Source organism: Paenibacillus sp. FSL P2-0173 (assembly GCF_038008045.1).
Lineage (GTDB): Bacteria > Bacillota > Bacilli > Paenibacillales > Paenibacillaceae > Paenibacillus > Paenibacillus polymyxa_B.
This window is the reverse complement of sequence record NZ_JBBOYK010000002.1, coordinates 605,723-618,586: the sequence shown is the minus strand read 5'-3', so window position 1 is coordinate 618,586 and position 12,864 is coordinate 605,723. Positions and strand designations below refer to the sequence as shown.

At 43.4% G+C, this 12,864-nt stretch carries 8 protein-coding genes and 3 pseudogenes; 9 read left to right on the top strand and 2 right to left on the bottom strand.

Annotation, left to right across the window (positions count from 1 at the left end; translation table 11 throughout):
• Positions 1-29: 29 nt before the first annotated feature.
• The 7 genes from MKX30_RS13075 to MKX30_RS13045 all read left to right on the top strand — a co-directional run bounded on the left by MKX30_RS13075 (position 30) and on the right by MKX30_RS13045 (position 9,864).
• Positions 30-1,475 (top strand): four-carbon acid sugar kinase family protein, encoded by a 1,446-nt coding sequence (locus MKX30_RS13075; RefSeq protein WP_340958432.1) that lies wholly within the window; start codon positions 30-32, stop codon positions 1,473-1,475.
• Between the two features lie 53 nt (positions 1,476-1,528).
• The gene (locus MKX30_RS13070; RefSeq protein ID WP_028542872.1) at positions 1,529-2,887 is read left to right on the top strand and encodes a GntP family permease; all 1,359 of its coding nucleotides are present in this window, start codon (positions 1,529-1,531) and stop codon (positions 2,885-2,887) included.
• A gap of 223 nt (positions 2,888-3,110) precedes the next feature.
• Positions 3,111-3,968: a BglG family transcription antiterminator LicT gene (gene licT / locus MKX30_RS13065; protein WP_023987951.1), complete on the top strand. Its 858-nt coding sequence runs from the start codon at positions 3,111-3,113 to the stop codon at positions 3,966-3,968.
• Between the two features lie 184 nt (positions 3,969-4,152).
• On the top strand, positions 4,153-6,033 hold the full coding sequence (locus MKX30_RS13060; protein ID WP_023987952.1) for a beta-glucoside-specific PTS transporter subunit IIABC: 1,881 nt from the start codon (positions 4,153-4,155) through the stop codon (positions 6,031-6,033).
• 76 nt (positions 6,034-6,109) lie between these two features.
• Entirely contained in the window at positions 6,110-7,519 is a 1,410-nt protein-coding gene (locus MKX30_RS13055) for a glycoside hydrolase family 1 protein (protein ID WP_340958431.1), read from the top strand.
• Between the two features lie 179 nt (positions 7,520-7,698).
• Positions 7,699-8,601 carry a LysR family transcriptional regulator gene (locus tag MKX30_RS13050; RefSeq protein WP_023987954.1) on the top strand — a complete coding sequence of 301 codons (903 nt, stop codon included), beginning with the start codon at positions 7,699-7,701 and terminating at the stop codon, positions 8,599-8,601.
• A gap of 123 nt (positions 8,602-8,724) precedes the next feature.
• Entirely contained in the window at positions 8,725-9,864 is a 1,140-nt protein-coding gene (locus MKX30_RS13045) for a 5-methyltetrahydropteroyltriglutamate--homocysteine S-methyltransferase (RefSeq protein WP_023987955.1), read from the top strand.
• Positions 9,865-9,935: 71 nt separating this feature from the next.
• Here MKX30_RS13045 and MKX30_RS13040 read toward each other — a convergent pair.
• Both MKX30_RS13040 and MKX30_RS13035 read right to left on the bottom strand, forming a co-directional pair.
• Positions 9,936-10,406, bottom strand: a pseudogene (locus tag MKX30_RS13040) (IS3 family transposase); the annotation flags it as partial.
• 2 nt (positions 10,407-10,408) lie between these two features.
• Positions 10,409-10,531: pseudogene (locus tag MKX30_RS13035) on the bottom strand (Tn3 family transposase); the annotation flags it as partial.
• A gap of 313 nt (positions 10,532-10,844) precedes the next feature.
• On the opposite strand from MKX30_RS13035, the pseudogene MKX30_RS13030 reads away from it, so the two are divergent.
• Positions 10,845-11,828: pseudogene (locus MKX30_RS13030) on the top strand (helix-turn-helix domain-containing protein); the annotation flags it as partial.
• Between the two features lie 246 nt (positions 11,829-12,074).
• The gene (locus MKX30_RS13025; RefSeq protein WP_338533438.1) at positions 12,075-12,716 is read left to right on the top strand and encodes a response regulator transcription factor; all 642 of its coding nucleotides are present in this window, start codon (positions 12,075-12,077) and stop codon (positions 12,714-12,716) included.
• Positions 12,717-12,864 lie beyond the last annotated feature (148 nt).

Genomic DNA, 12,864 nt, shown 5'->3' with positions numbered 1-12,864 from the left:
ATCAAGAATTTGAATAAGGTGGAGATCACATGAATGTAAATGCAGGATATACTTCGTTGTTAGCTCTTCAAGCAGAATTGCCTCCTGAATGGGACAGCAAAGGATTGCGTCAGGAAATTCGCCGGATTAATGACGCCAGAGGACGGAAAATTATCGTATTAGACGATGATCCGACCGGGGTACAAACCGTTCATGATATTGATGTTTTGACGCAGTGGGATGAAGCATTGCTTCGTGAAGCATTCGACTCACCGGAAACGCTTTTTTATATCCTGACCAATACACGCGGACTTGATGCGCAAACCGCAGAACGGATTAACCGCGAGATTGCTCGCAACGTACAGGCTGTCGCCACCGAAAAGGGAAAATCATTTACCTTTGTCAGCCGTAGTGATTCCATGTTGCGTGGGTATTACCCGCTGGAAACGGACGTACTGGCAGAAGAAGGATCGCGTCAAAGTGGACGGAGCTACGACGGTCATTTGATCATTCCAGCCTTTTTCGAAGCTGGACGAGTAACCGGAGGCAACACCCACTATATGGTGGAGGATGATACGCTAATCCCCGTACATGAGTCGGAGTTTGCCAAGGATAAGGTATTTGGCTATGAAAACGGCGATTTAACCGCTTGGGTGGAAGAAAAGACAGAAGGCCGTATTCATGCCTCGGAATGTCTTGTTATTTCACTGGAACAGATTCGCAAGGGACCAGACGCTGTGCAAGAAGTATTGCTACAAGCGAAGGATAACGTACCAATCATCGTCAACGTGCTTTCGTATGCGGATATGGATGTAGTATCACTGGGGCTGCTGAAAGCAGAAGAGCAAGGGAAAACGTTTATTTTCCGCACAGCTGCTTCTTTTGTGAAATCGTATGCCGGGATATCTGACCAGGAATATTTGCCAAAGGAACGACTGATTGCAAGTGGACAGGAAGGTCACGGTGGTATTGTGGTCGTCGGTTCCTATGTTCAAAAAACAACAAAACAGCTGGAGCAGTTACTTACGTACCCGGAAATTGTGGGTCTTGAAATTGATGTGGAACGGGTGTTGGATTCTGAGGGCTACACACAGGAATTAAGCCGTGTTATCGCAGAAGCCAATACACAACTGGCTGCGGGCAACAATGTGGTGGTATACAGTAGCCGCAAACTCATTGCGGTAGATAATAAAGCTGATAATTTCAAAATTAGTCAAACGGTATCCGGTGCACTGGTCGAAATCGTACAGTCGCTTGAGACGGTGCCTAAGTTTATCATCGCCAAAGGCGGCATTACTTCCAGTGATGTGGCAACCAAAGGTCTTGCTATCCGAAAAGCACGTGTACTCGGCCAGGTTGCGGCAGGCATCCCTGTGTGGCTGACCGGAAACGAAGCCAAATTCAGCGGCATTCCGTATATTGTGTTCCCTGGTAATGTGGGCGGAGAACGAACATTGCTGGAAACCGTAGAGAAAATTGAAAACGAGCAGGGTTAACCCCTGTTTTTCAACAAACTTAGAGAGCGCTTACTTAATGAGGGGGTTATAACATGTATTCCGTATTCGGACTCAGTCATGATGCAAGTTTGTTATTGTATGCACTTATTTCTATTATTGGACTGATTGTGCTGATCGCTAAAGTCAAAATGAACCCATTTGTCGCGCTCATCGTCGGTGCTGTATTCATGGGTCTAATTGCAGGTATGCCGCTGAAAAGTATTGTGACAGCTTATCAAGAAGGTGTGGCCAGTGTGCTCGGTTTTATCGCCATTGTTCTTGGTCTGGGTACGATGCTGGGTAAGCTGATGGCTGAGTCTGGTGGTGCGGAGCAGATTGCCAAGACCATGGTGCGGGTGTTCGGTGAGAAAAATGTTCACTGGGCCATGATGGTGGTCGCTGTTATTTGTGGTATCCCGGTATTCATTCAGGTAGGTATCGTACTGTTGTTTCCGCTCGTATTCGTAATCGCCAAGCATACCGGAACTTCGCTGATCAAAATCGGAATTTCTCTCGTGGCTGGATTGGCGGTTGTGCATAGTCTTATCCCTCCGCATCCGGCAGCGATGCTGGCAGTAGGTATCTTTAACGCGAATATTGGTAAAACGATCTTCCTTGCGCTTATCGTAGCATTGCCGTCCGCAGCGATTGCGGGTCCGATCTACGGAAGCTGGATTTCCAAACGTATCAAGGTGGAGACTTCGAGTGAATTGATGGAACAATTTACAGAAACGAAAGAAAGAGAATTGCCGGGCTTTGGTATTACACTCTTCACCATTATGCTTCCCGTTATCCTGATGCTGCTGGCGACGATTGTCGATCTGATTTTGCCAGAAGCCAACGTCTTCAGACAGGTCATTGATTTCATCGGCAGTCCGATTATTGCGTTGCTGATTGCTTTGCTGTTCTCGCTTTACTCTTTTGGTTATGCACGCAACTTCGATAGCAAGCAGCTATTGAAGTTTACGAACGATTGCCTGGGTCCGGTTGCTTCTATCATCCTGCTGATCGGTGCAGGCGGTGGTTTCAACAAGATTCTGACTGCCAGCGGTGTAGGAGATGCGATTGCAGGTTTTGCCCAGCATGCACATTTGTCTCCGCTTGTATTGGCCTTTGTGATTGCAGGTCTTATCCGGGCCGCCGTTGGTTCCGCCACGGTAGCCATGACGACGGCGGCAGGTATTGTCGCTCCGATTGCAGTCACGATGCCGGGGGTGAGCCCGGAGCTACTGGTGTTGGCTACCGGAGCAGGCTCGATCATTTTGTCCCACGTGAATGACTCCGGCTTCTGGATTGTTAAAGAATACATGAACCTGTCCGTACCTCAAACGCTGAAAACGTGGACAGTCATGGAAACCATTCTCGGGTTCAGTGCTTTTGGTATCGTGATGATACTCAGTATTTTTATCTGATTTGTTCATAAACGATCTTCCCAGAAGACTTTTCAGCATGATTGTATTGTTATTCTGCTTTGAAAGCGGTATAGTAAGAGTAATTGAATGAAGGGTCAAGTGCCCTTCGGGATTGTTACTGGTTAGCAGGCGATACCCAAATAATGACTAATTGATTTAGTCGTTATTTGGTTTTTTTTGTTATTACAAACTTTGTCATTACATCAATGAGGTGAGCAGATAAATGATCATCCGGCAAATATTTAACAACAATGTCATCCGGGCCGAAAATCAGGTGGGTCATGAATTTGTTGTCATCGGGAATGGTCTGGGCTTTAAAAAGAAAAATGGTCAGAGGGTTGATGAGGAAAAAATAGAAAAAACCTTTGTATTAAAGTCTGATAAAATTCCGCAAAAATTAATTGATCTCATTGGAGAAACATCTGTAGAGTATTTAAAGGTGGCGGATGAAATTGTAGGCAGCGCGAAAAGGGAAATGGGAGATATTTTTAGTGATAATATCTATATTTCTCTGATTGACCATATTCAATTTGCCATCTCTCGATACAGAAAATCCGTGGGACTTAAAAATTCACTGTTATGGCAAATTAAAAAATTTTACAAGAAAGAATTTATGATTGGAATGAATGCATTGGATATCATCCATGCTCAATTTGGCATCCAAATGGATGAGCATGAAGCCAGCTTTATTGCTATGCATTTTGTAAATGCAAGACAAGACGGTCAGGGAATGAAACAAACGGTTGAGATTACCGAGGTCATTGATGATATTTTCAACATTGTAACCGATTACTATCAGATTACACTGGATGAAACTTCGTTCAATTATTCCCGGTTTATTACTCATTTGCAGTACTTTGCCCAACGATTGCTGAGCAATGAACAAGAGCAACTGGCTTCAGGTGACAATTTCTTGTATGATCAGGTCAAAGATAAATATGCGAGGGCTTTTCAATGCACCCAATTAATCAATCAATATTTGGAATTAAAGCATGAAAGTGCTATGTCAATTGACGAAAAAGTGTATTTGACGATTCATATACAGCGTGTAACCTCCAGAAACGATATGGCTACTTCTTAGAAAAAAAAGCTTGCAAACGATTTCTAAGTGATTTATAGTAGGCTCACAACTTAAATATAAGGATTGTTACTGGTTAAGCAGGCGATACCTAAATGAATGGCAGTGATCATGTTCTTTGATCATACAGGCCTTTCGTTTAGGTATTTTTTTGTTTTCAGGCAATCTGCCCAAGAGGAGAATGAACATGGACCATAAGAAAATGGGCGAAGACATCGTACGTCTCGTTGGAGGAGAAGAAAATATCAATGGGCTTGTCCATTGTGCTACACGACTCCGATTTGACCTGAAGGATTCACGAAAAGCCGAAAGAGAAGCGCTTGAGAAGCACGAGGGGATCATTACAGTTGTTGAAAGCGGAGGACAATTTCAAGTTGTTATTGGCAGCCATGTTGCCTATGTATATGCGGAGATCATGAAAAACAGGAATTTTGAATCGAATTCCTCTACAGCCAGTGAATCTAGTGGTAAAAAAACATCGGTCATATCCACAATCTTTGAAGTCATTTCCGGCAGTTTCTCCCCGTTGATTCCGGCGATGGCGGGCTCGGGAATGATAAAAGCACTCCTGACGGTTTTGACCTTGCTGGGATGGATGTCTGCAACAAGTGATACTTATATGATCCTGTCTGCTGCAGGGAATGCTGTGTTTTACTTTTTGCCGATTTTGCTTGGGATCACGCTTGGTATAAAGCTGAAGGCGAATCCTTATGTAGCTGGTGTGATCGGTGCGGCTCTCATGGAACCCAACTTTACGGGGCTGATGGACAAAGGCTCTGATGTATCGTTTTTAGGAATACCAGTGGTCATGATGAACTACTCCGCCAGTGTTTTCCCGATTTTCATATCCATTAGCATATATGCGTTGGTGGATAAGTTTTTGAAGAAGATCATTCTTAAGGATTTACAACTATTTTTAGTTCCGATGCTGGCTTTAATGATTATGGTTCCGCTATCTGCGATGGCTTTCGGACCTTTCGGTACAGGGGTAGGAGATTGGATTTCTTCAGGTGTGACATGGTTAATCGGTGTAAGTGGCATTTTGTCAGGGATTGTTCTTGGCGGTTTTATGACCTTTATGGTCGTCTTCGGACTTCACTGGGGTTTTACACCCATTACGATTCAAAATATCGGTGTTGGCGGTGATCCGATTGAGGCGATGGCTGCAGCAGCTGTATTTGCTCAAATTGGTGTCGCATTTGGTATCTTCCTGAAGGCGAGAAAAGATAAAACACTTAGAACTCTTGCTGGTTCCACGAGTATTACAGGATTGCTGGCTGGTGTGACAGAGCCGATAGTGTATGGACTTGTACTTCGCTTTAAACGTGTCATTCCAATCGTTATTATTGCAGGGGCTATAGGCGGTGCCATCAATGGACATTTTGGGGTGAAAATGACGGCTTATGTTTTTCACAACATTTTTGCGATTCCAGTATATACGCCAACCTTAATTTATGTTATCGCCATTGCATGTTCATTTATAGCTGCAACGATGCTGATCCTTATTTTTGGATATGAAAGCAAGGTGAAGGGGGAGGCCCCAGAAACAGTTGAATCCGTGAAAACAGCAGAACCAGAGCCTGTTGTTACAGCAACCAAGGCCGTTGATATCAAGAAAGAAACAATCTACAGCCCGATCACAGGCAGGACCACACCACTGAGTCAAGTGAATGATTCTGCATTTTCTACAGGGGCTATGGGAAAAGGGTTAGCCATTGAACCGTCTGTCGGCGAGGTTGTAGCGCCAATAGATGGGGTCGTAACCTCGCTGTTCCCCACAGGACATGCCATAGGATTGACTTCCAGTGCAGGTACAGAGATATTAATTCATATCGGAATTAACACCGTTGCGCTGAAAGGGAAGCATTTTAATCCAGTGGTTAAAGAGGGCGACAGCGTGAAACAGGGCGATTTGTTAATCCAATTTGACAGGGAGCAGATTATTGAAGCAGGATACGAAATCGTAACGCCTGTCATCGTCACACTTACGCAACATAAAGTGGACGTATTTGAGACAAATCAGGAGCAGATTCAAAAAAATGAAGTATTGTTAACTTTGGTTGTGTGATACTGGCAAGCATCATCATCACATATATGAATTGCGAACATCAGAAGGATATAACTATAACTGGAGGGACTAGATCATGAAACATAATCAATTGAAGGCATTTCCTGAAAATTTTTTCTGGGGAGCTTCCACTTCCGCTTATCAAGTAGAGGGTGCATGGGACGAAGATGGAAAAGGACCTTCTGTCATTGACATGGCTAATCACGTCGAAGGGGTCACTGATTTTAAGGTAACCAGTGATCATTACCATATGTTCAAAGAAGACGTAGCTCTGATGGCTGAAATGGGCTTTAAAGCATATCGTTTCTCTATTGCTTGGACACGTATTTATCCCCAGGGCGCAGGTGAAGTTAATCAGAAGGGAATTGCGTTTTACAGCTCATTAATTGATGAACTAATTAAATACGGGATTGAACCGATTGTTACTATGTATCATTTTGATCTGCCTTATGCTCTTGAAAAACAAGGCGGTTGGTCGAAGAGGGAGACGATTGATGCCTTCGAACAGTATGCCAAAACATTGTTTGAGAACTTTGGAGACAGGGTGAAATATTGGTTAACCATTAATGAGCAGAACATGCTGATTCTCCATCCCGGTTCTATTGGCACATTAGATACAAGTCTCGAAAATCCACAAAGGGTACTGTATCAACAAAATCATCATATGTTAGTCGCGCAGGCGAAAGCAATGGTATTGTGCCATGAAATGCTACCTGACGCGAAAATTGGACCTGCGCCGAATATCGGGGTTATCTATCCAGCCAGTTCCAAGCCGGAAGATACACTGGCGGCTGATAACTATGCAGCGATTCGCAACTGGCTCTATCTGGATATGGCTGTATTTGGCCGTTACAATCACATTGCGTGGAGCTATTTGGTCGAGAAAGGCTATGAGCCTGTCATTGAAGAAGGGGATATGGACATTTTAGCGAAGGGGAACCCGGACTTTATCGCATTTAATTATTATACCTCTCAAACCGTAGGAGAAAGTTTAGATGACGGAAATGATTTTTCACATACAGGAGATCAGCATGAAATTGTGGGTGAACCCGGAGCATATCGAGGTTCCGTCAACCCCAACCTGCAAACGACGGAGTTTGGTTGGGAGATTGATCCGGTCGGTTTTAGAACCACATTACGCCAAATTTATTCTCGCTACCACTTGCCTTTAATCGTGACAGAGAACGGCTTGGGCGCTTTTGACAAGCTTGAAGAAGGGGATTTAGTGAATGATCCTTACCGCATTGACTTTTTCAAGAAACATATCGAGCAGATTCAACTGGCTATTACAGACGGTGTAGAAGTATTCGGCTTCTGTCCGTGGTCTGCGATTGATCTTGTTAGTACCCATCAGGGCTCCAGCAAGCGTTACGGGTTTATCTATGTGGATCGTGAGGAGTTTGATCTCAAGGATCTGCGTCGTATTCGTAAACAAAGCTTCTATTGGTATCAAAAGTTGATCTCCACAAACGGTGAAATTCGTTAATTAAAGTATCGTAACTAGAGCACCTCTCTAAATGGAAGATTTCCATTTAGGGAGGTGTTTATATTTTTTAAACCTTAGGGGGAGAGGTTGATTTCATTTAAGCAACAATTATCCCTTTTCCAGAAGTGTGATTATGTATTATATAATAGAAGAAACACAAACGGAAAGGACATTATGCATTGACCTTACAACAATTAAAATATGTCATTGAGGTTGCCAATCGCGGTTCCATGAATGAGGCGGCAAAGCGGTTGTTCATTTCCCAGCCCAGTCTGTCGAACGCGATTCGTGATTTGGAGGAAGAAATTCATATCACCATTTTTGAGCGTACCAATAAGGGGATTTCTTTGTCCAAGGAAGGCGTGGAATTCCTCGGTTATGCACGCCAGGTCGTTGAGCAGGCGGAGCTGCTGGAAAGTCGCTATCTGGATGCCAAGCCTTCACCACAGCATTTTGCTGTGTCCACGCAGCATTACGCTTTTGCTGTAAATGCATTTGTGAATCTGGTGAATCAATATGGTCAAGAAGAGTATGAATTGGCTTTACGAGAGACCAAAACCCATGAAATCATACAGGATGTCAAAAGCCTGCGCAGTGAGATTGGAATCCTGTATCTGAACGAATTTAACGCCAAGGTCATTAACAAGCTGCTAAAAGATGCGAATCTGCAATTCAATAGCCTGTTTACGGCCAAGCCGCATATTTTTATCAGTGCCAATAATCCGCTATCCCGACAGTCTATCGTGACCATTGATCAGCTTCATCCGTATCCGTATTTGTCCTTTGAACAAGGGGAGTACAATTCCTTTCACTTTTCCGAGGAGATTCTCAGTACGTTATCACATCCCAAAAGCATTCGTGTCCATGACCGGGCGACCCTTTTTAATTTGCTCATTGGCTTGAACGGCTATACGATTTCTACCGGGGTGATCAGTGCGGATCTGAACGGTAACGACATTATTTCCGTCCCTCTGGAATGTGATGAGTCTATTAATGTGGGATGGATTTGCCATAAAAACGCTGCGCTCTCCAAGCTGGCTACCGTCTATGTAGAAGCGCTGCATGAGGCGATAGGGGAATAAAAGGTTGGATATAGCCTTAGGCTATAACTAGCTATAGTTTATTGGAGTTACCTTATAACTGAAAATGTATGTTATCTTTCTTACAAGAACTTCACTACAGAAGCGAAAAAGGAGATAACCCTAATGAGCAGCATCCTTGACAATGCATCCCAACGTAAAGTGACCCCTTTTAGACATGATATGGTCGGAAGCTTTTTGCGCCCGCAAGCAATTAAAGACGCCAGAATTCAATTTCAAAATAATGAAATCTCTGCGGACGAGCTGAGAAAGATTGAAGATAACGAAATTATCAAGCTAGTGGAAAAGCAAAAATCCGTAGGACTTCAAGCCGTGACAGACGGTGAATTCAGACGCTCCTGGTGGCATCTTGATTTTATGTGGGGTCTGGACGGCGTGGAAAAGGTACAGCTTTCGAACGGCTACCAATTCCAAGGTGTGGAAACAAGAGCGGAAACCGCACGCTTGTCCGGTAAAATCGGACATTCCCGTCACCCTTTCATTGAAGATTTCAAATTCCTGAAGCAAGTAGCAGGTGAGGATGCCATCGCGCGCCAAACGATTCCGGCACCTGCGCAATTTCTGGCTGAGCTGTTGCGTGGCGAAAATAAAGAAACAACCGACACGTATTACAGCAATCTGGATGAGCTGGTGACGGATATCGCCAAAGCTTACAAATCCGTGATTCAAGCGTTGTACAATGAGGGCTGCCGCAGCTTACAACTAGATGATTGCACATGGGGTATGCTCTGTGATAAAAACTATTGGGAAGCTAGACAGCATGCGGGTGAGAATGTGGAAGATACCAAAAAGCTGTTTGCCCGTGTGAATCAGGAAACGGTGAATGATCTCCCAGCCGATTTGGTCGTTACGACCCACGTATGCCGTGGTAACTACCATTCCACCTGGGCATCCTCTGGCGGCTATGAGCCTGTAGCTGAAACTCTGTTCGGCATCGACAACATCGACGGCTACTACCTCGAATTCGATACCGACCGTGCAGGTGATTTCACACCGCTTAAGCATCTGAAAGATCAAAAGCAGGTCGTACTAGGCCTCGTTTCCTCCAAAACGGGTGAACTGGAAGACAAGCAGACGGTCATTAACCGTATTAAGGAAGCGACTCAATTCGTCGACATCAACCACATCTGCCTCAGCCCACAATGCGGCTTTGCTTCGACAGAAGAGGGCAATATTCTGACAGAAGAGCAGCAGTGGAAAAAGCTTGCTTTCATTAAAGAGATTGCGGACGAGATTTGGAAGTAAGGGTTTAGGAGAAATACCTTGGAGAAATTTGGTCATACCCCTGTCAAGTAGACAGAACTAAAAAGACATCTTTAAGCGGCAACCGTTTCTCGGTATTCAATCGGGGAACGGTTGTTTAATTTTTTCTGAAATCTATTTTCATTATAAAATAAGATATACTCCCGTACGTGTTGTTCTACCCCCGCTAGGGTTCCGGGTTTCGTTAAATAAATCTTCTCTGTTTTAAGATGGGAAAAGAAGGATTCTATACAGGCATTGTCTAGGCAATTTCCACGCCTTGAATGGCTTCCAAGCATTCCAAGCCGCTTAAGTTTGCGGTTAAACGGCTTGGAGGTATACTGAAACCCCTGGTCTGAATGGAGAATGACACCCTCCATGTTCACGTTCTTACTTAGAACGTCTAGCGTCTCGCTAACTAGAGCAAGGTCATTTCGTTCCGAAAGACGCCAAGCCACAATTTCATAGCTAAACAGATCTTGAATGACAGAGAGATATACAAACCGCTCTCCAGCTCGTATGTATGTAATATCGGTAACCAGCTTGGGCGTAAAGCAGTAGCATACTTCATCATTTGGTTGTACTGCTGCCTAACCAGTTCCCAATTGATCGGGCGAGTCAGTACCGGTTGCAAATTCGGATAAGCATCGGTCATGCCTGGTTCCGGTCTAATAGCAGCCCAGGGGCGTTTTCCAATCAGCAATATATAAATCGAAACGTTTTAGTTCGTCTATATATTGTAACTACGAGCGTTGGAAATTGAATTATGAAAATACTGACATAAGAAAAATGGCGACACCCTTAATAATGAAATCATTGCAAGTATCTAAATAGGTATCCTAAGTAAATTTTGATATGTATATGATTTTATTCTAAAAAATGGTATGATGAATTGCGGAAAGGTCTATGCGATTCATCTGATTGCAGTAGTCCTCGTTTCATGAGTTGATTTTCTATATGTTCCTGATAAGGGGTGGTTATTTTTGTACAATACACCTACAGTTTCGGCGAAGTTTGAAGATTATATAAAACTAAACGATATGACACTGGCTCAATTTGCGGAATATTCAGGTGTCCATCAAAGAACACTTAGTAATTGGATTATTCAGCATCGTCCACTTTCCGTGCAGCAGCTTGATCGAATCACTGTGACTATGGGTTTATCGGAAGGTCACTTTTACGATCTATACATAGAAAACTACATCATTGACCTCCCCCTAAACATGAGACGAATTGAACCATTGTTATATCGTTGTACGGAGCTGGACAAGCTGGAAGCGATCCGTCGAATGGTTGGACATATTATGGACAAGCTTATGTACTTTCCCAGACTATATCAAATTGCAGAAACATTATTTTCACAGCGACAACATGCTGCTGCACTGTTTATATGTTAGAATATTTCAGAAATGGAAAGATATAAGCACTCCGAGCGCTTGGCAGTCTGTCAGTATCGTATATTCACGATTCAGGTTGGAGACGATCAAAGCCGAAATGTCAGAGCAGTAGCCGTTTTTGAAGCTTTTGTCGAACGACTGGATGAAATAGAGCAGCTTAACGTATTGAAGGATCTGGCTAATGTATAGGTCTTTGCGTAAATGGGACAAGTTTGACGAAATGGCGAGGAAATGAGGGCTAAAGCGGAAATCCAATATTCGATGAAACATCAACAAGAAAGTCGAGAGCGTGATGATTCCGCCAAGAAGCTAAGTCGTCCCATCTTTGTGTACATCATTTATGCTGATCTACTGTGTGCTAGTGTCTGTGAAGCCCAAGGCGATTATCAACAAGTTCTACAATATACATATGACTACGCTGATTTAGATTGGGCCATAGAGACTGATGAGGATACCCGACACTGGATTGGTTTGTTTCAACAATGGGCGGAAGGCAATACTTACGTATATAAGCTTTTGTCGGGAGATATAAATGTACTACATGATTATATTGAATATATCGCTGCAACATGGGGTAGTTCCAGCGTAGCTGATACTACCCCATGTAAATGAAATGTGAAAAACGTATTTTTATGGGTAACATCTCTGGTGCTGTTGATCGTCGTATTTCAAGGAGGCCCGTACGTTTAAGAAAACGTTGTCTAGTACCAAGAATTACAAAATGAAAAGGAGGTACTTGCTGCGCTAAAAAGTATACCTTTAGGTTTGTTGTTAGGAAATATTGCGCAGCTATTACAAATTATGGAGTTTATCAGTGTGTTACATGTGGAGACTGATTCGGTATGGCGTGATTTAATCTGCAAATATGTGAAGCAGCAGCCAGATATGAAATATGTCGCAAGTATAGCAACGGAGCAGGAAGCCATTCATTTTGCAGAACAGTATAAAGTCGATGTTATCGTGATGGATGTAACACTGACCTCTTCGCAGTATGATGGGTTGGATGCAGTGAGAGAGATTTTGATGAGAAAACATGTTAGCATTATTATCTTATCTTCAGTAGATAATTTGGAAGTGATTGCAGACTCCTTTAGCGTTGGAGCCGTCAACTATATTATGAAGAAGAACTACACGGATCTTGCTGCGGCTATTCGCGATGCGTATCATAATCGCGTAGCGATTCATCCTGACGCTGCTAGCGTGCTGTGCGATGAGTTCCGCAAACTAAGATTGGAAGAGCTTGAACGCTCCCTTACGCGGACCGAGCGACAAGTAATCGTGTATCTACACGAAGGGTACTCTAAATCAAAAATAAGCGAAGTTCTGCATGTCGAACCGGAAACAATTAAAACACATGTGAAACATATACTCACAAAGCTAGATGTGGGTAGTTGCAAAGACGCAGTCAAAGTAGCAAGACGGCGAGGATTGTTTGATAACAATTACGTTATGCGATAGGGGGAGAAAAATGTAACCCTAGTAAAAAATAGAATCTATAATATAATTTGTAATAGAGGAGCTGGATCGCGCTATCTGTATTGGCGCCGGTATAGATTGCTATCACTGCTTCTCTAATTAGGAATTTGTCTAGCTTGGTGAAATACCG